Below are 23,027 nucleotides of genomic sequence, written 5' to 3'. Positions count from 1 at the left end.
AGTGGGCCAATGCGCACTGGTGACCCCCTGCCGTCCGTGGGAGACCTCCTCGCCACACTCGACACCGGCCGCTGGCACTGGGACACCGCCACCGGAAGGGTCACGGTCGACGCCGTGGCAGCCCGGCTGCTCGACCTGCCCGCCGAACAGGCGCACCTCACCGAGGCCCGCGTCCGTTCCCGGCTGCACCCGGTCGACTGGAACGAGATCACCGGCGTGGTCCGGCTCGCCGTGGCCGAGAACACCCTCGGCGAGGTCCGGATCCGCATCATGGGGGAGCAGCGGCGGCTGGACGGCCGGGCCGAGGTCGTGCGGGTGGTGCGCAGCCGCTTCCGGCCCTCCTTCGACACCGGGCGCAAGGCCTACGTGCTGACCGGCACCCTCCAGGAGGTCACCGACCCGGTCCCGGGCACCGCCGCCGGACGCAGTGCGGTCACCGGCGACTGGCGCCGCTCCCGCGAGGCGTTCCTGCTGGACGCCGGCCGGGCCCTGGCCGAGGCCCGCTCCACGCAGGAGGTGCTGCGGGTCGCGGCGAACCTCTCCATGCCGGGCTTCTCCCCGGACGGGCTGGCGGTGTTCGGCGCCGAGGGCGACCGGCTCACGATCATCGGTCACCACGGACACGAGCTCGGCGACGACAGCCCGTTCACGTTCATGCCGCTGGACACCGACTACCCCGCCACCGAGGTGCTCCGCACCGGCCGGGCGGTGTATCTGTCGTCCCCCGAGCAGTACATGGAGCGGTACCCGCTCACCTGGCCCCTCGCCCGGCGCTTCGGCCGGCAGTCCTGGGCCTTCCTTCCGCTGACCGTGGCCGGGCGGACCATGGGCACCTGGATGGCGGCCTTCACCTACCCGGTGGCCTTCACCCCCGACGAACGGTCCGTGCTGACCACCGTGGCGCGGATGCTGGCCCAGGCCCTGGCCCGGGCGGGCACGGCCGAGACCGAGCGGGCCCTGACCGACGGCCTCCAGCAGTCGATGCTGCCCCGGCTCGGCCCGCAGCGCATCCCCGGCATGAGCGTCGCCGGGCGCTACGTCCCCACCGGCGGCGGACTCCAGGTCGGCGGCGACTGGTACGACCTGATCCCGCTGCCCAGCGGCCGGTTCGCCCTGGTCATCGGGGACGTGCAGGGGCACGACGTCCGGGCCGCGGGGCTGATGGGCCAGCTGCGGATCGCCCTGCGGGCCTACGCCTCCGAGGGCCACCCGCCCGACGCCGTACTGGCCCGCGCCTCCCGCTTCCTGCACGGGATAGGCGACGGCGATCCCGACCTGCTGCGCTTCGCCACCTGCCTCTACGTCGAGGTCGACCCCACCACCGGCGTCCTGGAGGTCGCCCGCGCCGGCCACCCCGATCCGGTGATCCGCATGGCCGACGGGACGGTGCTGTCCCGACCCACGGCGGGCGGACTGCCCCTGGGCATCGACCCCGACGCCGACTACCCCATCACGCGGCTGATCCTGGAACCCGGCGAGACCATGCTGCTCTGCACGGACGGCCTGATCGAGACCGGCGGCCACGACCTGGACACCGGCTGGCAACGGTTGCGGGGCACCCTGGAGGAACACCGGGGCAACCTGGAGGAACTGGCCGACGCCGTCGTCCAGGCGGTGCACGGCCCCCGCTCCCACCACACCCCCGGCCCGCTGACAGACCGCCGCGAGGACGACATCGCCCTCCTGCTGCTGTGCCGCGCCGGCGAGGGCTGCGGCTGCGGCGCCGACCGGGACGGCATCCGGCCCCCGGTGCGCCGGACGATGCTGACGGTGGCCCAGACCGAACCCGAGCGGATCTCCGTGGCCCGGCAGCAACTGCGGGAGCTGCTGCACGACTGGTCGTCCCCGGACCAGGTCGACTCGGCGGTGCTGCTGCTGTCGGAGGTGATCACCAACGTGCTGGTGCACACCGACACCGACGCCCTGATGGTCGCCGAGGTCACCGACAGCAGGGAGGGCCGCCGGGTGCGCATCGAGGTCACCGACACCGTCGACGACCTCCCGCACGTGCGCAGCCCGGGCGAGCTGGCCTCCTCAGGCCGCGGCCTGCTCCTGATCGAGATCCTGGCCGACGCCTGGGGGGTCGACCCGCGGGGCCGCGGCAAGAGCATCTGGTTCGAGCTGTACGAGACGGCCACCGATACGGAGGGGGCCGAGGGGACAGAGGGTGCGGACGGGACGGCCCAGGACACCGCCCACGCGGCCCGAACGGTCGAAGCCGTCGGTCCCCTCGAAGCGGTCGACGGGACCGACCGCCTCACGGCCATCGGCACACTCCCCCGAGCGGGGGCCGATGACTCCGAGAAGGCCCGGAGCACCCGGGACACCGGCACGGAGGTCACCGGGAACGCCGAGACCACCGGGAGCGCCGAGACCACCGGGGAGGCCGAGAACACCGACGGCCCCGACGGGTCACCGCCCGCCTCCACCGAGCGGGCCTGACCGGCCCCGGGCCGACCCGACCGGCGACACCCCCGAACCGCTCGGCGCTCACCCACCGGAGCCGCCCCGGCCTCAGGCTCCCGCTCCTCCGAAAGCAGGAGAGGCAGCCGTCCGGGCGAAGGGGCAACCGTCCGGGCAGGAGCGGCAGCCGTCCGTCCGACTCCGCACCGACGGGAGTCCGGCACCCCACAGCAGTTCCTCAATCTGCGCACCTCACGACATCTGAGCGTATTTTGAGGTTGAGAACGAAAGAAACCAGCCATCTCCGAACGCCAACCAGACAGCCTCCTGGCCCGCCATGGCCCGCCGGCAAGCGACCACGCGCTGAAACCGCCCGCCGCCGCATACCCGTGAACAGCCATTTCCGGACGCTGGTTGATATTTCACCCACACGAGAGCCTGCAGGCGCGACTAGCTTGACGGCGAGTGCCTGAAGATCAAGTTCGCGGCCGGCCTCTTCGTTCCCGGCCAGTACTCCGGCGGGTACTGCACGTAGCAGCAGGAAAGGGATCACCCGATGGGCGACATGGGTTTCGTGTACTCCGGGGCGGCAGCGGCCTGCCTTTCCCTCGGTGCTCTGCTGGTGATCGGCCGGCCCGGCAGCAGGGTGTGGCGTGACGTCCCGGCGGTCGTCATCGGCCTGGGCTGCGTCGCACTGGCGTTCCTCGTGGCCATCGTGGCCGACGTGGCCCCGACCCACGCGACGGCCGGAGCCCTCCTGTGGGGCGCGGGCGCGGGGCAGGCGGCGCACCTGGTGCGCCGTCGCCTGACGGACAGGGCGCGCCGGTCCCCCGGCTGACGTTCCGGCCGCTCCGGCCGCCCCGGCAGCCGAGGTTGCCGGGGCCGCCGGGTCCGGCCGAGGAACGCCGGGGACGGCCAGGGTGGGCCGTAGACGGCCGCGCCCGGCCCGCCCGGTACGACGACGGCCCGGTCACCCCGGGGTGACCGGGCCGGACGCGGACGGGTGGCCGCACGCGCGGCCGGGGCGGACGAGGGTCCGGCGGCCCGGCTGCTCCACAGGACCTCAAGGACCTCAAGGGCCTCAAGAACCTCAGGGCCCCGCGTCCCGGTCCCCCGAACCCCGGAAAACCCGGACGGGCCCGGCCCCCGTCGTGCCGGTGGGAGCCGGGCCCGTCCGCGCGGGTCCGAGGCGTCTACAGCCCGTCCTCGCTCATCCCGTGCACCGCCGGGATGGTGCCGAGGCGGCCCTTCTGGAAGTCCTCGAAGGCCTGCTGGAGCTCCTCGCGGGTGTTCATGACGAAGGGGCCGTAGTGGGCCATGGGCTCACGGATCGGACGGCCGCCCAGGAGGACGATCTCCAGGTCGGGGGTGTGCGAGTCCTGCTTCTCGTCCGCGCGGACGGTCAGCGAGGTGCCGGTGCCGAAGACCGCCGTCTGGCCCAGGTGGATCGGGCGGCGTTCGGCGCCGACCGTGCCCCGGCCCGCCATGACGTACGCCAGGGCGTTGAAGTCCTCGCGCCACGGCAGGGTGATCTCGGCGCCCGGCGCCAGCGTGGCGTGGATCATCGTGATCGGGGTGTGGGTGATGCCGGGGCCCTGGTGGCCGTCCAGCTCGCCCGCGATGACCCGCAGCAGCGCGCCGCCGTCCGGGGAGGTCAGCAGCTGGACGGTGCCGCCGCGGATGTCCTGGTAGCGCGGGGCCATCATCTTGTCCTTGGCCGGGAGGTTCACCCACAGCTGCAGGCCGTGGAAGAGGCCGCCCGAGACGACCAGGTGCTCCGGCGGCGCCTCGATGTGCAGCAGGCCTGCGCCGGCCGTCATCCACTGGGTGTCGCCGTTGGTGATGGTGCCGCCGCCCCCGTTGGAGTCCTGGTGGTCGAAGACCCCGTCGATGATGTAGGTGACGGTCTCGAACCCGCGGTGGGGGTGCCAGGGGGTGCCCTTGGGCTCGCCCGGCGCGTACTCCACCTCGCCCATCTGATCCATCATGATGAACGGGTCGAGGTGGCGGTAGTTGATCCCCGCGAACGCCCGGCGCACCGGGAAGCCTTCGCCCTCGAATCCGCTCGGCGCGGTGGTGACGGCGAGCACGGGACGTGCCACGGCATCGGTCTCGGCGGTCACACGGGGCAGCGTCAACGGGTTCTCGACGGTCACTGCGGGCATGGCGGTACCTCCTCGGTTGAGGCCATTTTAGTTGAGCATTGAACTTCTCGCCACCCCGAACGACGAGAGCCCGGAGGGCATTCCCTCCGGGCCACGGGGTGTGGGGGGTCAACGGCGGCCGGCCGTCCGCGGGGCGACGGCCCCGCCCTCGGGACCGGGCACCCGGGCCGACCGCCCGGCGAGACCCGGCCGCGTCCGCGTCCGCGCGGGAACGGCTCCCGCCGTCCGCGCGGCAGGTGGCGTCAGCCGTACATCCGGCGCATCGCGAACTCGACCATCTGCTCCACCGCTTTCGCGTCGAAGACCATCCGGTGCTCCCCCTCCATGTCGAGCACGAAGCCGTAGCCGGTGGGCAGCAGGTCGATCACCTCGGCGCCGGTGATCACGAAGTACTTGGACTCCTTGCCCGCGTACCGCCGCAGCTCCTTGAGCGAGGTGAACATGGGGATCACCGGCTGCTGGGTGTTGTGCAGGGCCAGGAACCCGGGGTTGTCGCCCCGCGGGCAGTACACCTTGGACGTCGCGAAGATCTGCTGGAAGTCCTCGGCGGCCAGCTGACCGGTGGTGAAGGCGCGCACCGCGTCCGCGAGCGAGGGCGGGGACGGCTCGGGGTACAGCGGCGGCTGCTGCCCGTACCCGCCCGGCATCTGCTGCTGGGGCGGGACGTAACCCTGTTGCGCTCCGGCGCTCTGGTCGTAGCCGTACATGCCGCACAGACTACTGACCCGCGCGAGGGGTGAGTCACAGATGTCCGGATCGGGGTTGCTTCTTATTACCGACGGGTAGCATCATCGTAGCTACTTGTTGGTACGTGAACGAGTGCGAGGAGTCAGTGCCTCGCCGATCTCTCTCTAACGGAGCCGTCGCCATGGGGCACTACAAGTCGAATCTCCGCGACATCGAGTTCAACCTCTTCGAAGTACTCGGACGCGACAAGCTGTACGGCACGGGTCCGTTCGAGGAGATGGACGTCGACACCGCGAAAAGCATCCTGGAGGAGCTGAACCGCCTCTCCGAGAACGAGCTGGCCGAGTCCTTCGCCGACGCCGACCGCAACCCGCCGGTCTTCGACCCGGAGACCAACACGGCCCCGGTCCCGGCGTCCTTCAAGAAGAGCTACCAGGCCTTCATGGACTCCGAGTACTGGCGCCTGGGCCTGCCCGAGGAGATCGGCGGCACGACCGCGCCGCGCTCCCTCATCTGGGCCTACGCCGAGCTCATCCTGGGCGCGAACCCGGCGGTGTGGATGTACTCCTCCGGCCCCGCCTTCGCCGGCATCCTCTTCGAGGAGGGCAACGAGGTCCAGAAGCACATCGCGAAGATCGCCACCGAGAAGCAGTGGGGCTCCACGATGGTGCTCACCGAGCCAGACGCCGGCTCGGACGTGGGCGCCGGCCGCACTAAGGCCGTGCAGCAGGAGGACGGCTCCTGGCACATCGAGGGCGTGAAGCGGTTCATCACCTCCGGTGAGCACGACATGTCGGAGAACATCCTCCACTACGTGCTGGCCCGCCCCGAGGGCGCCGGCCCCGGCACCAAGGGCCTGTCCCTCTTCCTCGTCCCGAAGTACCTCTTCGACTTCGAGACCGGCGAGCTGGGCGAGCGCAACGGCGTCTACGCCACCAACGTCGAGCACAAGATGGGCCTGAAGGCGTCCAACACCTGCGAGATGACCTTCGGCGACCGCCACCCCGCCAAGGGCTGGCTGGTCGGCGACAAGCACGACGGCATCCGCCAGATGTTCCGCATCATCGAGTTCGCCCGCATGATGGTCGGCACGAAGGCGATCTCCACGCTGTCGACCGGCTACCTCAACGCGCTGGAGTACGCCAAGGAGCGCGTCCAGGGCCCCGACCTGGCGAACTTCATGGACAAGACCGCGCCCAAGGTCACCATCACCCACCACCCCGACGTGCGCCGCTCGCTGATGACGCAGAAGGCGTACGCGGAGGGCATGCGCGCCCTGGTGATGTACACCGCCTCGATCCAGGACGCCATCCAGGTCAAGGAGGCCAACGGCGAGGACGCCTCCACCGAGAACGCGATGAACGACCTGCTCCTGCCGATCGTCAAGGGCTACGGCTCCGAGAAGGCCTACGAGCAGCTCGCCCAGTCGCTGCAGACCTTCGGCGGCTCCGGCTTCCTGCAGGAGTACCCGATCGAGCAGTACATCCGCGACGCCAAGATCGACACCCTGTACGAGGGCACCACCGCCATCCAGGGGCAGGACTACTTCTTCCGGAAGATCGTCCGCAACCAGGGTGCCGCCCTGAACTCGCTCGCCGAGGACATCAAGAAGTTCCTCGCCCTCGGCACCGGCGGCGAGGAACTGGCCGGCGCCCGCGAGCACCTGGCCAAGGCGGCCGTCGAGCTGGAGGCCATCGTCGGCCTGATGCTCACCGACCTCGCGGCCACCGAGCAGGACGTCAAGAACATCTACAAGGTGGGCCTGAACACCACCCACCTGCTGATGGCCTCCGGTGACGTCGTCGTCGGCTACCTGCTGCTGAAGGGCGCCGCCGTCGCGGCCGAGAAGCTCCCGACGGCCGCCGGCAAGGACCAGGCGTTCTACACCGGCAAGATCGCCGCGGCGAAGTTCTTCGCCGCCAACGTCCTGCCCGGCGTCACCCTGGCCCGCAAGGTCGCCGAGGGCGTCGACCTGGACCTGATGGAGCTGGACGAGGCCGCCTTCTAGCCGACCCGCCCGCACCACTCGCCGCAGGACCACGCGAGGGTCCGCTCCCATGGGGGGCGGGCCCTCGCCCTCGTTAAGGTGAACCCATGAGCGAAACCGTCCGCCCCGCCTCCGCCGCCCCCACCCCGGGCTCCACGGGAGCCACCGGGGCGTTCCACCGCGGCCACACCGACGACCTGATGACCTTCCTGGCGGCCTCCCCCACGCCGTACCACGCGGTCGCCGAGGCCGCCGCCCGGCTGGAGAAGGCGGGCTTCCGGCAGGTCTCGGAGACGGACGCCTGGGACGCGGAGAACACCAAGGCGGGGGGCCGGTACGTGGTACGGGGCGGCGCCATCGTCGCCTGGTACGTGCCGGAGGGCGCGGCCACGCACACCCCCTTCCGGATCGTCGGCGCCCACACCGACTCCCCCACCCTGCGGGTGAAGCCGCGGCCCGACAGCGGGGCGCACGGCTGGCGCCAGGTCGCCGTGGAGATCTACGGCGGCCCACTGCTCAACTCCTGGCTCGACCGGGACCTGGGCCTGGCCGGCCGGCTCTCGCTGCGCGACGGCACCACCCGGCTGGTGAACGTCGACCGGCCCCTGCTGCGGGTGCCGCAGCTCGCCATCCACCTGGACCGCGCCGTCAACAACGACGGCCTCAAGCTGGACAAGCAGCGCCACCTCCAGCCCGTCTGGGGCCTGGGCGACGACGTCCGCGACGGCGACCTCATCGCCTTCCTCGGGGAGGCCGCCGACGTCCCGGCCGGCCAGGTCACCGGATGGGACCTGATGGTGCACCCCGTCGAACCGCCCGCCTACCTCGGCCGCGACCGCGACCTGGTGGCCGGCCCGCGAATGGACAACCTGCTCTCCGTGCACGCCGGCACCACCGCCCTCGCGGCGGTCGCCGACCACGCCACGAGCACGTCGACGGAGCGCCGCCGGCTGCCGTACATCCCGGTGTTCGCCGCCTTCGACCACGAGGAGAACGGCTCCCAGTCCGACACCGGCGCCGACGGCCCGCTCCTCGGCAACGTGCTCTCCCGCTCGGTGTTCGCCCGCGGCGGCTCCTACGAGGACCTGGCGCGCGCCCTCGCCGGCAGCGTCTGCCTGTCCTCCGACACCGGCCACGGCGTGCACCCCAACTACGCCGAGCGGCACGACCCGACGCACCACCCGCTCGTCGACGGCGGACCCATCCTCAAGGTCAACGTCAACAACCGCTACGCCACGGACGGTTCGGGCCGCGCGGTGTTCGCCGCCGCCTGCGAGAAGGCGGGCGTGCCCTTCCAGTCGTTCGTCTCCAACAACTCCATGCCGTGCGGCACCACGATCGGCCCGATCACCGCCGCCCGCCACGGCATTCGGACGGTCGACATCGGCGTGGCCATCCTGTCCATGCACAGCGCCCGCGAACTGTGCGGCGCCCGGGACCCGTTCATGCTGGCGAACGCGCTGGTGGCCTTCCTGGAAGGCTGATTGACGGAGGGTCATCCGGAGGGACGGCCGCCGCTCGGCGCATGAGCGGCGGCCGTCCGGGTACCCGGTGTCGACGACCGGAACGACCGGACGGGAAGGCGACACACTCATGGGCCTCGGTGGATGCATACTCCTCATTGCCGTGGGGGCGATCCTCACGTTCGCGACCGACTGGGACATGCAGGGTGTCAACCTTGACCTGGTCGGCGTCATCTTCATGATCGTCGGCCTGATCGGGGTGGCGACCTTCAGCAGCATCGCCCGGCGCCGCCGGGTCGTCGTGCCGCCCGCCACGCCGGTCGTCGACGACACCCGGCCGCCGCACCGCGACGGCTACAGCGACGGGTACGGCGTCTGACTCCGCGGGCCTGAGCGGCGGACGGCTGGTACGGCGGGCGCGCCGGCTGGACGACGGGGCGACCGGGCGGCGTTCGCCCGGACGCCCGGGGGACCGCTCGGGGCCGCCCAGGCGGGCGCACCACCGTCAGCGGTCGCCGCGGAGGCGCTGGTTGTCACGGCGGGGCCCGGCCGGACCGACGGCCCCGGTCGGCCGGGCAGCGCCGGTCACCTCGGCAGGAGGCCCACCGCGTCCGTCACCCCTGAGTCCCGCGACGGCCCGTCCCGGCGGTGCTGCCACGGCCGGCCCGGCAGGGCCCCGGCAGGGCACCGGCAGAGCCTCGAACCTGGCAGAGCCCTGGGCCCGGCCCGCCCGCCCGCCGGTGGCGCCGAACGGCCTACCCGACGGCGTTCCGCCCACGGGGGCGGGGAAGTGCTGGTGACATGAGATTCCTCGTACGCGAGCGGCTGCTCGGCATCGGTGACGACTACTGGATCGAGGACGACCGCGGCACCAAGGTCTACCTCGTCGACGGCAAGGCGATGCGGCTGCGGGACACCTTCGAGCTGAAGGACAGCCAGGGCCGCGTCCTGGTGGACATCCGCAAGAAGATGTTCGCCCTGCGCGACACCATGGTGCTCGAACGCGGCGGCGAACCACTGGCCACGATCCGCCGCAAACGGCTGTCCCTGCTGCGCAACCACTACCGGGTCGCCCTGGCCGACGGCAGCGAACTGGACGTCAGCGGCCGCATCCTGGACCGCGAGTTCGCCGTGGAGTACGACGGCGAACTCCTCGCGGTCGTCTCCCGCCGGTGGCTGCACGTCCGCGAGACCTACGGCGTCGACGTCGTGCGCGAGGACGCCGACCCGGCGCTGCTGATCGCGGTGGCGGTGTGCGTGATCCACCTCGCGGACAAGGAGCGGGAGGACTGAGCCGGGGCGGCGGGACCGTGGGACGGCAGGACAGCTGGGCGTAGGGACCGCAGGACAGCGGGACGGAGTGACCGTGGGGCGGCGGTGCACCGCCCGTCCGGTGCCTCAGGCCCGCGGGTCGCGCAGCCCCATGACGCGGTCCTTCAGGGCGGGGAAGCGCTCGCGGGTGCCCGTCACCGCGGCGGGGTCGAAGTCGACGGTGAGGACCTGCTCCCCCGGCCCGGCCTCGGCGAGGACCTCGCCCCAGGGGTCGACCACGATCGAGTGACCCGCCTGCGGGATCCCGCCGTGCGTCCCGGCCGTGCCGCAGGCGAGCACGAACGCCTGGTTCTCCACCGCCCGCGCCCGCGCCAGCAGCGTCCAGTGGGACCGGCGGCGCTCCGGCCATCCCGCCGGGACGACGAAGGTCTCGGCACCGTCGTCGACGAGCGCGCGGAAGAGTTCGGGGAAGCGGAGGTCGTAACAGGTCGCCAGGCCCAGCACCGTACCGGGCAGACGGACCGTCACCGGGGTGTCGCCGGCGCCCATCAGCACCGCCTCGCCCTTGTCGAAGCCGAACCGGTGGATCTTGCGGTAGGCGGCGACCAGGTCGCCGGAGGGGGAGAAGACGAGCGAGGTGTTGTAGAGCGTCTCCCCGCCCCGGTCGCCCTCACCGTCGCCGTCGCCCTCGGACGGCACCCGCTCCGGCACGGACCCCGCGTGCAGCCAGACTCCGGCGTCGCTCGCCGCCTTGGCCATCGCCTCGCGGGTCGGCCCGTCGAGCGGCTCCGCAGCGCCGTGGAACTCCTCGTACGCGAACGCCCCCGTGGTCCACAGCTCCGGCAGCACCACGAGGTCGGCTCCGGCTTGTTCCCGCACCAGGGCGGCGGCCCGCCGCCGACGCGATTCGACCGTTTCGCCCTCGTTCACGGCGATCTGGAGGAGAGAAGCGCGCACACTACCACCGTCCTGGCATTCGCCCCGCGGCCACGGGCCTACGATCGTCACACCAAAGCACTGCCGGGGTGCCCCACAGCAGCGTAACTTGGGGGTCCCGCCGAGTGCAGCCACCGCCCACAGGCACCGCCGCCACAACCTGCCCGTGTACCGACCGCCGAGGGGTCCCAGTTCCGTGAGCCTGCATCCCGCCCTTCAGTCCTACGCCGACGCCTGGACGCACTCCATCGACGCGATATCCGAGCTGGTGCAGCCGCTCGTGGAGGCCGACTGGAACCGGCGGACGCCCTGCCCGGGCTGGTCGGTCCGTGATGTGGTGTCCCACGTCATCGGACTGGACACCGAGATGCTGGGCGACCCGCGCCCCATCCACACGCTGCCCCGCGACCTGTTCCACGTCACCAACGACCACCAGCGCTACATGGAGATGCAGGTCGACGTGCGCCGCCACCACACGGCGCCGGAGATGACCTCCGAGCTGGAGTACGTCGTCATCCGCCGCAACCGCCAGCTGCGCAACGAGTCGCGCGACCCCTCCACCCTGGTGCGCGGCCCGCTGGGCACCGAACTCACGCTCGAGGAGGCCATGCGGCGGCACGCCTTCGACGTGTGGGCGCACGAGCAGGACCTGCGCGCCGCCCTCGGCCGCCCCGGCAACCTCGACTCGCCGGGCGCGCACGTCGCCCGTGACGTGCTGCTGGACGAGCTGCCCCGGGTGGTGGCGGAGGAGGCCCAGGCGCCGCGCAGCTCGGCCGTGGTCGTCGACGTGCACGGCCCGGTGGAGTTCCTGCGCACCATCCGCGTCGACATCCAGGGCCGCGGCACCCTGGAGACCGCGCCCGCGCTGGGCCCGGCCGTCACCCTCACCCTCGACTGGGAGACGTACGTGCGGCTGGCCTGTGGCCGGGTGACCCACGAGCAGGTGGCCGACCGGATCAAGACGGAGGGCGACCCGGACCTCGCCGAAGCGATCCTGCGCCGCTTCGCGGTCACCAAGTAGCTCCCGAGCCGACCGTCCCCGCGCCGCGTTCCGTCCGGCGTGGATCGTGGATCGTGGATACGGATACGGGTGCGGGTGCCCGCGGACGGCACCCGCACCCCGTTGCTCGCCGGAGAGGGCTCGTGGCAGGGCTCCGTCGCGGGAGGGCCGTCACGGGAAGGTCGTCACGGGAAGGCCGTCGCGGGAGGGCTGTCACGGGAGGGCCGTAGCGCGCGGCGCCCGAGCGGCCCGCCCCGCACGGTGCCGCGAGCGGGCCGTCACGTCACACCGCGACGTGATGCGTCTCCACCCGGCTCGCCACCAGCCGCTCCCGTTCGCGGCGCACCGCCCGGCGCCGCAGCCGCAGGATCTGGCTGACGCCGAGCGCCTGGAGGACGAAGACCGAGGAGAAGGCGACGGGATAGCTGTCGTCCGTGGCGTCCAGCAGCACCCCCACGGCGAAGAGCGTGGTCATCGAGGCGATGAAGCCGCCCATGTTGGTGATCCCGGAGGCCGTGCCCTGCCGCTCGGGCGGATTGGCGGGCCGGGCGAAGTCGAAGCCGAGCATCGACGCCGGTCCGCAGGCCCCCAGCACCGTGCACAGCACGACGAGCAGCCACACCGGTGCCGTCTCGGCCGGATACGCGAGCGTGGCGGCCCACAGCAGCGCCGTGACGGCCACGGTCCCGAGCGCCAGCGGCAGCCGCGCGCCGTGGTGCCGGGCGACGACCTGGCCGTAGACGACGCCGACGGCCATGTTGGACAGCACCACCAGGGTGAGCAGCTCACCCGCGGTGGCCCGGGACAGCCCCTGCGCCTCGACCAGGAACGGCATCCCCCACAGCAGCAGGAACACCATCGCCGGGAACTGGGTGGTGAAGTGCACCCACAGGCCGAGCCGGGTCCCGGGCTCCCGCCAGGACGCGGCGATCTGCCGACGCACGTAGGCGGGGCCCTGCTTGCCCACCGGTTCCGGCTCGTGGCCCTCGGGGTGGTCCCTGAGGAACAGCACGACCAGCACGAACACCACGGCACCGGCGAGCGCGCTGCCGCCGAACGCCGCCGTCCAGCCGACGTCGTTCAGCAGCCGGGACAGCACGAGCGTGGACACCAGGTTGCCGGCCATGCCGACCAGTCCCGCCATCTGCGCGACCAGGGGCCCGCGGCGGGCCGGGAACCACCGGGTGCCCAGCCGCAGCACGCTGATGAACGTCATGGCGTCGCCGCAGCCGAGCAGCACCCGCGCGGCCAGCGCCATGCCGTACGACGGGGACAGCGCGAACCCGAGCTGGCCGGCCGTGAACAGCACGGCACCCATGGCCAGCACCCTCTTGGTGCCGAGCCGGTCGACCAGCAGGCCGACGGGTATCTGCATGCCGGCGTAGACCATCAGCTGGACGATGGAGAACGTGGACAGGGCGGAGGCGTTGACGTCGAAGCGGTCGGCGGCGTCGAGCCCGGCCACGCCCAGGGACGTGCGGAAGATGACCGCGACGAAGTAGACCGAGACGCCGATCCCCCACACGGCGAGGGCGCGCCGCCCGCCGGGCGGATCGCCGGGGCGGGCGGTCGTGGCGGTGGCGCCCTTCCGGGTGGCGGGGTCGGGGCGGCCGGCGGCACGAGGGGCGCGCTCGGCACGGCCGGCGGCGCCCCCGGGTCCGTCGGGGCGCTCGGCGGCGCCCCCGGAGTGGTCGGGGCGGTCGGGGCGGTCGGGGCGGGTCATCGCACCTCGCCCCGGGCCAGGTGGGAGAACCAGCCCACGTGCCGGTGGACGGCGCCCACGGCCGCCTCCGCGTCGCCCGAGCGCAGGGCGTCGAGGATCTCCCCGTGCTCGGTGAGGGTCTTGGCGATGCGGTCGGGGTGGGAGTGCATGACGGCGACGCCCATCCGCAGCTGGCGGTCGCGCAGCTGGTCGTAGAGGCGGGAGAGGATCTCGTTGCCGCCGCTGCGGACGATCTCCGCGTGGAAGCACCGGTCGGTGACGGAGGCGCCCGCGAGGTCCCCGGCGGCGGCCTGCTCCTTCTGCCGGGCCAGCAGCTCCTCCAGCCGCTCGATGAGGGCGGGCGGCGCGGGCACAGCCTTGCGCGCCGCGTGCTCCTCGACGAGCAGCCGGGTCTCCACCACGTCGGCGATCTCCTGCGCCGATACGGGCAGTACGAGGGCGCCCTTCTTCGGGTACAGACGGATCAGACCCTCGGCCTCCAGCCGCAGCAGCGCCTCCCGCACGGGCGTGCGGGAGACCCCCACGGCCTCGGCGAGCTCCCCCTCGGTGAGCAGCGTCCCGCCCTCGTACCGGCGGTCGAGGACACCTTGCTTGACATGGGTGTAGACGCGTTCGGCGGCAGGGGGGTGCTTCACGTCGGCCAGGCTCATGCCGACAGGATAGATACAACAGGGACACATCACAGCCACCGTCCGCCATGCGGACCGGCGACGGCCCGCGACAGCCGTCGACGGACGGAATTTTTCACGGATCCCGCACAACCATCACCCCCCGACGCGAGTCAGACACGTGCGGCCCCCTGTCGGCCGCACCTCAACTCGGCCGCACCGTACGGCCATTCAAGGTAATCGGGGTACCTCAGTTGAAAACCGGCATCCAGGGCATCCGTCTGAGCAGAGCGATCGGCGTGACCCTGACCACAGGCGCCGTCCTCGCCTCCGGAGCCCTCCACGCTGCTCCCGCCCAGGCCGCCGCCGCACCCACGATCGTCGCCAAGGGCGGCTACGTGATGAACAACGCCAACGGCAAGTCGCTCTACACCAAGGCCGCGGACACCCGCCGCTCGACCGGCTCCACCACGAAGATCATGACCGCCAAGGTCGTCCTGGCGCAGAAGAACCTGAACCTCGACACCAAGGTCACGATCCAGAAGGCCTACAGCGACTACATCGTCTCCAAGACCGCCTCGTCCGCCCGCCTCATCGTGGGCGACAAGGTCACCGTGCGCCAGCTGCTCTACGGGCTGATGCTGCCCTCCGGCTGCGACGCGGCGTACGCGCTCGCCGACAAGTTCGGCTCGGGCAAGACCCGCGCGGCCCGGGTGAAGTCCTTCATCGGCAAGATGAACGCGGACGCCAAGAAACTGGGCCTGAAGAACACCCACTTCGACTCGTTCGACGGCATCGGCAATGGCAAGAACTACTCCACCCCGCGCGACCTGACGAAGATCGCCAGCAGCGCGATGAAGAACTCCACGTTCCGCACGATCGTCAAGACCAAGAAGTACACGGCCAAGACGAAGACCAAGACGGGCGGCACCCGCACCATGGCGCCGTGGACCAACACCAACACGCTGCTCAGCAACTACAGCGGCACCATCGGCGTGAAGACCGGCTCCGGCTCTGTCTCCAAGTACTGCCTGGTCTTCGCCGCCACCCGGAACGGCAAGACGGTCATCGGCACCGTCCTCACCTCCTCCTCGGGCAGCCAGCGCGAGAAGGACGCGAAGAAGCTCCTGGGCTACGGCTTCGGCAAGATCTGACCGACCCGCCAACGACCACCCATCACCGGCCAGGGGCTCACCGGCGCACCGGCGCGGGTGAGCCCCTCGGCGTTGGGTGATGCGGAGCAGAGCCAAGGCCCGGAGGCGCGCCGCCGGAGCAACGACAGCGTGTCCACCCGCTCTCGCCCTGGCCGAACTGGGCATGGAGGTGGACCCGCCCGCGCCGTACTCCCCCAGCGGGTGGCTCGCCCTCGCCGTCGGCCGCCTCACCGGGTCGAGGCCGAAGGGGAACCCCTGAACAGCGGCTTCGGTGGGAGCTGCCGTCAGATGGTCCCGATCAAGGTGTCCAGGATCAGCTTCTCGGCGCCGAAGAAGACAGCGGCGAGGAGCGGGGCGAGTACGGGGCAGAGCCAGGCCCGGAATACGCGGGCGCGCACGAGGTACGTCGTCAGGACGGCGGTGAGGAGGGCGCCGACCGCCAGGAAGACGGCCGCCTCGGTCCAGTAGTGCAGGGCCAGGCCGAACCAGAGCCCCTCGCCCAGCACCACCATGGCCACGACCGCGCCCGCCACCGCCCGCGCCTGCCCGGAGCCGCGGCGCACCGTCCACCCCGCCCAGCCGAGCAACGGCCCGCCGGCCAGTCCCGCCACGGTCCACAGGGCGGCGGTGCCGAGCCCGCCGGCCCCGAAGTGGCCCCCGAGGGTGGACGCGACGTAGTACCCGGCGCAGGTGAACAGCATCATCAGCGGCCCACCCGCCACGGCGAGCCGCCGGGACGGGACGAGGGCCCCGGCCAGGGCGGTCCACAGGATCCAGGTGGAGACCGAGTTGGTCGCCCGGTCCAGCACCGGCGTGATCCCGTGCAGGGTGTAGGTCGCCCAGCCGAGGAGCAGCCCGAAACCGGCGATCACGGTGAGCACCGTGAGATCGGTCGGCGCGGAGTCGGGGGCGGAGCGGCGCAGGCGGGTGACGGAGGACATGAAAGGGGACTATACATGGCATGTATACGCAGGGTGTATAGCCACCAAGGGCTTCAGCACGGCAGCATCGCTGTACCGCAGCACGGCAGCACCGCAGCGACGACATACACCTCCGGACCAACCGGCACGCCGGGTTCCGGCCCCCTTCGCTCGCATGCGTGAACATCACCGGACGGGCTGGCATATGCCTTTTGCCCGGCTCTACGTTCCGCAGCGGAGGTGGTTCACATGAACGAGCCCAGCAGGAATCCCGATCCCTTCGCCGCCCGGCCCGAGCGGACCGGGGCCATCGACATCAGCGACTTCGTCTACGCGGCGACCGGTGCCCGCGTGCGACGGCTGACGATGCCCGACGGAACCCACTGGTTCCCGGCCGTCGACGTGTGCAAGGAACTCGGCCACAGCAACTCACGGCAGGCTCTCTCGGACCATGTCCCCCCGGAGCACCGAGAGTTGCTCGAGACCGTCACCAGGACTTACGGTCTCGGCATTCCCGCAGGTCGGCAGTGGCGCCGAGACCTGAATGTCATCTCGCTGCAAGGTCTCATCCTGCTCGTGAACGCCTGCACCAAACCGGCCTGCGCACCGTTCAAGCAGTGGGTCGCCGAGGTGGTCGAAACCGTGCAGCGCGAGGGTTCGTACGTGCTCGACGAGGCTCCGGTCCAGTCCCCCGAACCCGGCGCCCCCATCGCCTACGCCATGCCCGACCAGGTCGCCGAGGCGATCGTCCGGCTGGAGGCGCACAACCTGCGTCTGGACGAGGAACTGGCTCACGGGCAGCGGGAGTCGCTGGCTGTGCAGAAGGAAACGCTGGCCCTGCACCAGGACACCGTGGCGCTGCAGCGGGATCTGCTGACCACGCAGCAGGCGACACTGGCCGTGCAGCAGGCCATGGTGCGGGCGATGGAGCGGATCGCGGACCGGTTCGACGCCCTGGTGCTCGGGGGCGGGCCCGGCAGGGCCGCCCGCGCGGAGCAGCCCACCACCGCGTCGGTGCTGGCCGACTGGCGGCAGCGGTTGTCCGTCACGGAGGACGTGTGGACGGTGGCCGTGGTCATCGCCCCGGTGCTCGTCGAGCAGGGGGAGTTGCGCGAACCGCTGGAGTCGCTCGCCGCGCGGACGGGGCTCACGGTGCGGCGCGTCAACGCCTGCCTGCGGTTGCTGCGCGCGCACGCCTGCATCCGCTCGCGGGGTGGGAGCGAGGAGGGGGCGCCGGTGTACGTGCTCCACGCGTCCTGAGCCACGGTTCCCGGCACGGCCGCGGGCGCGGCCACGACGGAACGGCGGACCAGCGGAACGGCCGAGCGACCGAACGGCGGGAGGGGCGTCGCAACTCGAACTTGCGGCGCCCCTCCCGGGGTCAACCTACCCGCTGTCGGGCCGTCACGCCCAGGTGATCAGCCGCTTCGGCTGTTCCAGGACCGCGGCCACGTCGGCCAGGACCTTGGAGCCCAGCTCGCCGTCGACCAGGCGGTGGTCGAAGGAGAGGGCCAGGGTGGTGACCTGACGGGGCTTCACCTTGCCCTTGTGGACCCACGGCTGGAGCTTGATCGCACCGACCGCGAGGATCGCGGACTCGCCGGGGTTCAGGATCGGCGTGCCCGTGTCGACGCCGAAGACGCCGACGTTGGTGATGGTGACGGTGCCGCCCTGCATCGCGGCCGGGGAGGTCTTGCCCTCCCGGGCCGTGGACACCAGTTCACCGAGCGACTCGGCCAGTTGCGGCAGGGTCTTGGCGTGGGCGTCCTTGATGTTCGGGACGATCAGGCCGCGGGGGGTGGCCGCCGCGATGCCCAGGTTGACGTAGTGCTTGACCACGATCTCCTGGGCCGCCTCGTCCCAGGAGGCGTTGATCTCGGGGTTGCGCCGGATCGCGACCAGCAGGGCCTTGGCGATCAGGAGCAGCGGGTTGACCCGCAGCCCGGCGAACTCCTTGTCCTGCTTGAGCTGTTCGACCAGCTTCATCGTGCGGGTCACGTCGACCGTCACGAACTCGGTGACGTGCGGCGCGGTGAAGGCCGAGCCGACCATCGCCGCCGCCGTCGCCTTGCGCACGCCCTTGACCGGCACGCGGGTCTCGCGGACGGTGTCGTAGGACGCCGCCGCGGGAGCCGCGGCTGCGGGCGCGGGCGCCGGGGCCGGGGCGGTGGGGGCCGCCGGGGCCTGGGGCTCGGGGGCCTTCGGCTGCGCCGCCGCGTGCACGTCGTCCCGGGTGATGATGCCGTCCGGGCCGGTCGGGACGACCGTGGTGAGGTCGACGCCGAGGTCCTTCGCCAGCTTGCGCACCGGCGGCTTGGCCAGCGGGCGCTGCCCGCCCGTGACCGGCTCGGCGGCCGGTGCCGGGGCCGGCACGGCGGCTTCGGCGGGGGGCGGGGTGTGGCCGTTGAGCTCCGGCTGAGCGGTCGCCGGCTTGCGGGGGCGGCGGCGGGTGGAGGACGTCGCCACGCCGTAGCCGACCAGCACGGGCTGACGGCCCGAGCCCTTCTGCTCCGGCTCCGGCGCCGGCCCGTCCGCGCTCACGGTCTCCGCCGCGGGCGGCGCCGCCTCCTCGGCCGGGGCCGCGCCGCCGGAGACGTCCACCGCGATGATGGACGTGCCCACGTCGACCGTGGTGCCCTCCGGGAAGTGCAGGGCGCGGACCACGCCGTCGTAGGGGATGGGCAGTTCGACGGCCGCCTTGGCCGTCTCGACCTCGCAGACCACCTGGCCGTCGGTGACCGTGTCACCGGGCTGGACGTACCACTTGAGGATCTCGGCCTCGGTGAGGCCCTCGCCCACGTCCGGCATCTTGAACTCGCGTACGGACGCGTCCGTCATCGTCGTCACGACCCCCTCCTCAGTACGCCATCGAGCGGTCGACGGCATCGAGCACCCGGTCCAGGTCCGGGAGGTAGGACTCCTCCAGGCGGGCCGGCGGGTACGGCGCGTGGTAGCCGCCCACCCGCAGGACCGGCGCCTCCAGGTGGTAGAAGCAGCGCTCCGTGATCCGGGCGGCGATCTCCGCGCCGGAACCGAAGAACACCGGGGCCTCGTGGACGACGACCAGGCGGCGCGTCTTCTCCACGGACGCCTGGATCGCGTCGAAGTCGATCGGCGAGACCGAGCGCAGGTCCAGCACCTCCAGGGAGCGGCCCTCCTCGGCGGCCGCGTCCGCGACCTCCTGGCAGAGCTTCACCATCGGGCCGTAGGCCACCAGCGTCAGGTCGGTGCCCTCGCGGGCCACGTGCGCGGTGTGCAGGGGGCCGGGGATGGCGTCGGTGTTGACCTCGGCCTTGTCCCAGTAGCGGCGCTTCGGCTCGAAGAAGATCACCGGGTCGTCGCTCTGGATGGCCTGCTGCATCATCCAGTACGCGTCGGACGCGTTCGACGGCGAGACGATCTTCAGGCCGGCGACGTGCGCGAACAGCGACTCGGGGGACTCGGAGTGGTGCTCCACCGCGCCGATGCCGCCGCCGTAGGGGATCCGCACGACGACGGGCATCTTGACCTTGCCCAGCGCGCGGGCGTGCATCTTCGCGAGCTGCGTGACGATCTGGTCGTACGCCGGGAAGACGAAGCCGTCGAACTGGATCTCCACCACCGGGCGGTAGCCGCGCAGGGCGAGGCCGATCGCCGTGCCGACGATGCCCGACTCGGCGAGCGGGGTGTCGATGACGCGGCTCTCGCCGAAGTCCTTCTGCAGCCCGTCCGTCACCCGGAACACGCCGCCCAGCTTGCCGACGTCCTCGCCCATGACGAGGACCTTCGGGTCCGTCTCCAGGGCGCGGCGCAGCGACTCGTTGATCGCCTTGGCCAGGGCCATCTTCTCTGCCATGTCACTTACCCCCGTCCGCGTCGGCGAAGGACGCCTGGTAGGCGGCGAACTGCGCCCGTTCCTCGTCCACGAGGGCGTGTCCGTCCGCGTAGACGTTCTCGAAGATGGCGAAGTGGTCCGGGTCCGGCATGGCACGGACCGCTTCGCGCACTCGTTTGCCCAACGCCTCGGACTCGTTCTCCAGTTCCGCGAAGAATCCCTCGTCCGCGTGGTTTGAGAGCTCGAGATGGCGGCGCAGACGCAGCAGCGGGTCCTTGGCCTCCCAGGCGGCCCGCTCGTCGTCGTGGCGGTAGCGGGTGGGGTCGTCGGAGGTGGTGTGGGCGCCCATCCGGTAGGTGAACGCCTCCAGCAGGGTGGGGCCCTCACCGCTGCGGGCCCGCTCCAGGGCCCACTTGGTGGCCGCCAGCGTCGCCAGGACGTCGTTGCCGTCCACCCGCACGCCCGGGAAGCCGAAGCCGCGGGCGCGCTGGTAGAGCGGCACCCGGGACTGCTTCTCGGTCGGCTCGGAGATCGCCCACTGGTTGTTCTGGCAGAAGAAGACGACCGGGGCGTTGTAGACCGCGGAGAAGGTGAACGCCTCGGCGACGTCGCCCTGGCTGGAGGCACCGTCGCCGAAGTAGGCGACGACCGCGCTGTCCGCGCCGTCCTTGGTGATGCCCATGGCGTAGCCGGTGGCGTGCAGCGTCTGGGAGCCGATGACGATCGTGTACAGGTGGAAGTTGTTGCTGTTGGGGTCCCAGCCGCCGTTGTTCACGCCGCGGAACATGCCGAGCAGGTTGGTCGGGTCGACGCCCCGGCACCAGGCGACGCCGTGCTCCCGGTAGGTGGGGAAGACGTAGTCGTCGTCGCGCAGCGCCCGGCCGGAGCCGATCTGCGCCGCCTCCTGGCCGAGCAGCGAGGCCCACAGACCCAGCTCGCCCTGGCGCTGCAGCGAGGTGGCCTCCGCGTCGAAGCGGCGGGTGAGCACCATGTCGCGGTACAGCCCGCGCAGGTCGTCGGCGGTGATGTCGGCGACGTAGGGGTCGAACTCGGCGTTCTTGACGCGCTTGCCCTCCGGCGTCAGCAGCTGGACGAGGGCGGGTTCGGCGCTCTCGGCGGCACCGGCGGCCTTCCTGGCGGTGGTGGCCTTCTTGGCGGCGCCGGCGGCCTTCTTGGCGGCGGCGCCGCTCTTGGTGCCGGTGGCGCCGGCCTTGCTTCCGGCGCTGCGTCGCGGTGTGCGCGGGGCAGTGCTCTCCACGGTCACGTGTGCTCCTCCGTCGGTCCGGCCCCCGGGGTTGCCGGGTGACCTGGGGGTCTTCCCCGCTCCAGGAGCGGGAAAGGCTCACCTGTTTTCGGCCACCGGGCACGGGGTGGGTGCCACTCGACCGGGAACAGGCGTGACAGGTGCCCCGGCGAGCGCCCTGCAATGTGCACGTTACCCAGTGCGACACATTTCTGTGAAACCCCACCTGACCTGCGTTTTTGCTTGGATATCCAAGTAAATCGAGAAGGTCTGGCGGGTGCACTGGTCACAGCCTTGCAGGAGGCCGGAGCAACGGCACGTTATCCCGGCCACCCCGGGCTCGGGAAGAGCCGAGCCGCACCGCCGACGTCGGAACGGACACCTGGTGTGACCGGAATTGACAGGGTGTGACGCGACGCAGCTCACGGGGGTGCGCGTTCCCCTAGCATCCGGCGCGTGTCGTTACTCCTTGTACCACCTCCCGCACCGCACGCGCCCCCTCTGCGCGCCCTCCTGAGCCGGTACGCCGCCGGTTCGGCCGTCACCTGCGAGCCCGTCGAGGAAGGGCTGCTGAACCGCGGCTACCGCCTGTGCACGACGCGTGGCCGCTACTTTCTCAAGCACCACTTCGACCCGGAGACCGCGGACCCGGTGGCGATCACCCGGCAGCACCGGGCCACCCTGCGCCTGGCGGGGCTCGGGGTCCCGGTGGCGCCGCCGCTGCCCGCGCGGGACGGGCGCACCGTGGTGGTGATCGGCGGCCACGCCTTCGCCCTGCACCCGTGGATCGACGGCCGGCACCGCCACGGCGGCCAGCTCACCCCCGAGCAGTGCGGGCGGCTGGGGGCGCTGCTCGGCGCGGTGCACGCCGGCCTGGAGCGCGTGATGCCGGCGCACGGCCGCGCCGCCGCGGAGCCGGCCCCCGCCGCCGACCCGGCCGACACTCTCGACCTGATCGACGACCTGCTCGCCCGGGTCGACCGCCACCGGCCCGCCGACTCCTTCGACGCGCTCGCCCGGCACCGGCTCCAGGAACGCCGCACGCTCCTGGAGCGGCACGCGCACCGGCGTCCGCCGCGCGGGGGCGCGGTCGGCTGGGTGCACGGCGACTTCCACCCCTTCAACCTGCTGTACCGGGGGGACGCGCCCGCCGCCATCGTCGACTGGGACCGGCTGGGCGTGCAGCCCCGCGCGGAGGAGGCGGTGCGGGCCGCGGCGATCTTCTTCGTGCGGCCCGGGGGCACCCTCGACCTGCCGCGCGTGCGGGCCTACGCCCGGGCCTACCGGGGCGCCGCCGCGGCCACGCCGTCGGACCTGGCGGCGGCGGTGCACCGGGTCTGGTGGGAGCGCCTCAACGACTTCTGGATCCTGCGCTGGCACTACGAACGCGCCGACACCCGCGCGGACGGCCAGTTCCCCGCCACGGCCGCGCTGGCCGTGTGGTGGACCCGGCAGTACGACGCGGTGTGCGACGCGTTCGTGGAGTGAGCCGCGGAACGCCACCGGCGGGCAGTACGGACGGGCGGCCCGTTCGCGGAACGGGCCGGCGGAACGCCACCGGCGGGCTGTCCGGACGGCCGGCCGCCCGCTCCGGCGCCGTCAGCCGCCGCCATCGCCCCTGCCTGCGCCGTCAGCCGCCGCCATCGCCCCTG

The 23,027-nt window shown here is 72.1% G+C and carries 19 protein-coding genes and 1 pseudogene; 11 read left to right on the top strand and 9 right to left on the bottom strand.

Going from position 1 to position 23,027, the window contains the following annotated elements:
- Positions 1-9: 9 nt before the first annotated feature.
- Complete coding sequence (locus tag AC02VZ_RS11400) at positions 10-2,442, top strand: ATP-binding SpoIIE family protein phosphatase (protein ID WP_476475283.1); 2,433 nt, start codon at positions 10-12, stop codon at positions 2,440-2,442.
- Positions 2,443-2,959: 517 nt separating this feature from the next.
- A complete protein-coding gene (locus AC02VZ_RS11395; protein ID WP_476475282.1) occupies positions 2,960-3,241 on the top strand; it encodes a hypothetical protein in 282 nt (93 codons plus the stop codon).
- Positions 3,242-3,596: 355 nt separating this feature from the next.
- Here AC02VZ_RS11395 and AC02VZ_RS11390 read toward each other — a convergent pair whose 3' ends face one another.
- Entirely contained in the window at positions 3,597-4,568 is a 972-nt protein-coding gene (locus AC02VZ_RS11390) for a pirin family protein (RefSeq protein WP_432057039.1), read from the bottom strand.
- Positions 4,569-4,810: 242 nt separating this feature from the next.
- Positions 4,811-5,275 (bottom strand): SseB family protein, encoded by a 465-nt coding sequence (locus AC02VZ_RS11385; protein WP_362094238.1) that lies wholly within the window; start codon positions 5,273-5,275, stop codon positions 4,811-4,813.
- Positions 5,276-5,436: 161 nt separating this feature from the next.
- Here AC02VZ_RS11385 and AC02VZ_RS11380 point away from each other — a divergent pair, with 161 nt between their 5' ends.
- From AC02VZ_RS11380 to AC02VZ_RS11365, 4 genes are all read left to right on the top strand, one after another.
- Positions 5,437-7,263 (top strand): acyl-CoA dehydrogenase, encoded by a 1,827-nt coding sequence (locus tag AC02VZ_RS11380; protein ID WP_476475281.1) that lies wholly within the window; start codon positions 5,437-5,439, stop codon positions 7,261-7,263.
- Positions 7,264-7,349: 86 nt separating this feature from the next.
- Positions 7,350-8,726: a M18 family aminopeptidase gene (locus AC02VZ_RS11375; protein ID WP_476475280.1), complete on the top strand. Its 1,377-nt coding sequence runs from the start codon at positions 7,350-7,352 to the stop codon at positions 8,724-8,726.
- 109 nt (positions 8,727-8,835) lie between these two features.
- Complete coding sequence (locus AC02VZ_RS11370; RefSeq protein WP_164334617.1) at positions 8,836-9,084, top strand: DUF6458 family protein; 249 nt, start codon at positions 8,836-8,838, stop codon at positions 9,082-9,084.
- A 422-nt stretch (positions 9,085-9,506) separates the two neighbouring features.
- Entirely contained in the window at positions 9,507-9,998 is a 492-nt protein-coding gene (locus AC02VZ_RS11365) for an LURP-one-related/scramblase family protein (RefSeq protein ID WP_476475279.1), read from the top strand.
- A gap of 105 nt (positions 9,999-10,103) precedes the next feature.
- Here the strand turns inward: AC02VZ_RS11365 and AC02VZ_RS11360 are convergent, their stop codons facing one another.
- Positions 10,104-10,934: a carbon-nitrogen family hydrolase gene (locus AC02VZ_RS11360; protein ID WP_476475278.1), complete on the bottom strand. Its 831-nt coding sequence runs from the start codon at positions 10,932-10,934 to the stop codon at positions 10,104-10,106.
- A gap of 175 nt (positions 10,935-11,109) precedes the next feature.
- Between AC02VZ_RS11360 and AC02VZ_RS11355 the strand changes: the two genes are divergently transcribed.
- Entirely contained in the window at positions 11,110-11,934 is an 825-nt protein-coding gene (locus AC02VZ_RS11355; RefSeq protein ID WP_476475277.1) for a maleylpyruvate isomerase family mycothiol-dependent enzyme, read from the top strand.
- A gap of 262 nt (positions 11,935-12,196) precedes the next feature.
- Here the strand turns inward: AC02VZ_RS11355 and AC02VZ_RS11350 are convergent, their stop codons facing one another.
- Together AC02VZ_RS11350 and AC02VZ_RS11345 are read right to left on the bottom strand one after the other, a co-directional pair.
- Positions 12,197-13,636 carry an MFS transporter gene (locus AC02VZ_RS11350; protein WP_476475276.1) on the bottom strand — a complete coding sequence of 480 codons (1,440 nt, stop codon included), beginning with the start codon at positions 13,634-13,636 and terminating at the stop codon, positions 12,197-12,199.
- Entirely contained in the window at positions 13,633-14,286 is a 654-nt protein-coding gene (locus tag AC02VZ_RS11345; protein ID WP_432057047.1) for a GntR family transcriptional regulator, read from the bottom strand. Before AC02VZ_RS11345 ends, AC02VZ_RS11350 begins: the two co-directional genes overlap by 4 nt.
- A gap of 212 nt (positions 14,287-14,498) precedes the next feature.
- On the opposite strand from AC02VZ_RS11345, the gene AC02VZ_RS11340 reads away from it, so the two are divergent.
- Positions 14,499-15,398 (top strand): D-alanyl-D-alanine carboxypeptidase family protein, encoded by a 900-nt coding sequence (locus AC02VZ_RS11340; RefSeq protein WP_432057048.1) that lies wholly within the window; start codon positions 14,499-14,501, stop codon positions 15,396-15,398.
- Positions 15,399-15,537: 139 nt separating this feature from the next.
- A pseudogene (locus AC02VZ_RS11335) lies at positions 15,538-15,657 on the top strand (contact-dependent growth inhibition system immunity protein); the annotation flags it as partial.
- Between the two features lie 25 nt (positions 15,658-15,682).
- On the opposite strand, the gene AC02VZ_RS11330 reads toward AC02VZ_RS11335, so the two are convergent.
- Entirely contained in the window at positions 15,683-16,339 is a 657-nt protein-coding gene (locus AC02VZ_RS11330) for a DUF6518 family protein (protein WP_432057049.1), read from the bottom strand.
- A 228-nt stretch (positions 16,340-16,567) separates the two neighbouring features.
- Here AC02VZ_RS11330 and AC02VZ_RS11325 point away from each other — a divergent pair, with 228 nt between their 5' ends.
- Positions 16,568-17,578, top strand: coding sequence for a BRO-N domain-containing protein (locus tag AC02VZ_RS11325; protein WP_476475275.1), 1,011 nt, complete (start codon positions 16,568-16,570; stop codon positions 17,576-17,578).
- A 144-nt stretch (positions 17,579-17,722) separates the two neighbouring features.
- On the opposite strand, the gene AC02VZ_RS11320 is transcribed toward AC02VZ_RS11325, so the two are convergent.
- Genes AC02VZ_RS11320 through pdhA form a run of 3 tightly spaced genes read right to left on the bottom strand, consistent with a single transcriptional unit; the run spans position 17,723 to position 21,396 of the window.
- Positions 17,723-19,165, bottom strand: a complete 1,443-nt coding sequence (locus AC02VZ_RS11320; protein ID WP_476475274.1) for a dihydrolipoamide acetyltransferase family protein — start codon at positions 19,163-19,165, stop codon at positions 17,723-17,725.
- Positions 19,166-19,175: 10 nt separating this feature from the next.
- Positions 19,176-20,153: an alpha-ketoacid dehydrogenase subunit beta gene (locus tag AC02VZ_RS11315; protein WP_164335489.1), complete on the bottom strand. Its 978-nt coding sequence runs from the start codon at positions 20,151-20,153 to the stop codon at positions 19,176-19,178.
- 1 nt (position 20,154) lies between these two features.
- On the bottom strand, positions 20,155-21,396 hold the full coding sequence (gene pdhA, locus AC02VZ_RS11310) for a pyruvate dehydrogenase (acetyl-transferring) E1 component subunit alpha (RefSeq protein WP_432057052.1): 1,242 nt from the start codon (positions 21,394-21,396) through the stop codon (positions 20,155-20,157).
- Between the two features lie 435 nt (positions 21,397-21,831).
- On the opposite strand from pdhA, the gene AC02VZ_RS11305 reads away from it, so the two are divergent.
- Positions 21,832-22,863 (top strand): phosphotransferase enzyme family protein, encoded by a 1,032-nt coding sequence (locus AC02VZ_RS11305; protein WP_432057053.1) that lies wholly within the window; start codon positions 21,832-21,834, stop codon positions 22,861-22,863.
- Positions 22,864-23,027 lie beyond the last annotated feature (164 nt).

It is taken from the genome of Streptomyces sp. 3-6 (assembly GCF_056323165.1).
Note: the sequence above shows the minus strand (reverse complement) of the source record. Positions and strands in the feature narration are given on the sequence as shown.

Bases quoted from the DNA above. Each gene is read 5' to 3' on its own strand.
- AC02VZ_RS11400 (WP_476475283.1), top strand. From the start codon at position 10: ATGCGCACTGGTGACCCCCTGCCGTCCGTGGGAGACCTCCTCGCCACA.
- AC02VZ_RS11395 (WP_476475282.1), top strand. From the start codon at position 2,960: ATGGGCGACATGGGTTTCGTGTACTCCGGGGCGGCAGCGGCCTGCCTT.
- AC02VZ_RS11390 (WP_432057039.1), bottom strand. From the start codon at position 4,568: ATGCCCGCAGTGACCGTCGAGAACCCGTTGACGCTGCCCCGTGTGACC.
- AC02VZ_RS11385 (WP_362094238.1), bottom strand. From the start codon at position 5,275: ATGTACGGCTACGACCAGAGCGCCGGAGCGCAACAGGGTTACGTCCCG.
- AC02VZ_RS11380 (WP_476475281.1), top strand. From the start codon at position 5,437: ATGGGGCACTACAAGTCGAATCTCCGCGACATCGAGTTCAACCTCTTC.
- AC02VZ_RS11375 (WP_476475280.1), top strand. From the start codon at position 7,350: ATGAGCGAAACCGTCCGCCCCGCCTCCGCCGCCCCCACCCCGGGCTCC.
- AC02VZ_RS11370 (WP_164334617.1), top strand. From the start codon at position 8,836: ATGGGCCTCGGTGGATGCATACTCCTCATTGCCGTGGGGGCGATCCTC.
- AC02VZ_RS11365 (WP_476475279.1), top strand. From the start codon at position 9,507: ATGAGATTCCTCGTACGCGAGCGGCTGCTCGGCATCGGTGACGACTAC.
- AC02VZ_RS11350 (WP_476475276.1), bottom strand. From the start codon at position 13,636: ATGACCCGCCCCGACCGCCCCGACCGCCCCGACCACTCCGGGGGCGCC.
- AC02VZ_RS11345 (WP_432057047.1), bottom strand. From the start codon at position 14,286: ATGAGCCTGGCCGACGTGAAGCACCCCCCTGCCGCCGAACGCGTCTAC.
- AC02VZ_RS11330 (WP_432057049.1), bottom strand. From the start codon at position 16,339: ATGTCCTCCGTCACCCGCCTGCGCCGCTCCGCCCCCGACTCCGCGCCG.
- AC02VZ_RS11325 (WP_476475275.1), top strand. From the start codon at position 16,568: ATGAACGAGCCCAGCAGGAATCCCGATCCCTTCGCCGCCCGGCCCGAG.
- AC02VZ_RS11315 (WP_164335489.1), bottom strand. From the start codon at position 20,153: ATGGCAGAGAAGATGGCCCTGGCCAAGGCGATCAACGAGTCGCTGCGC.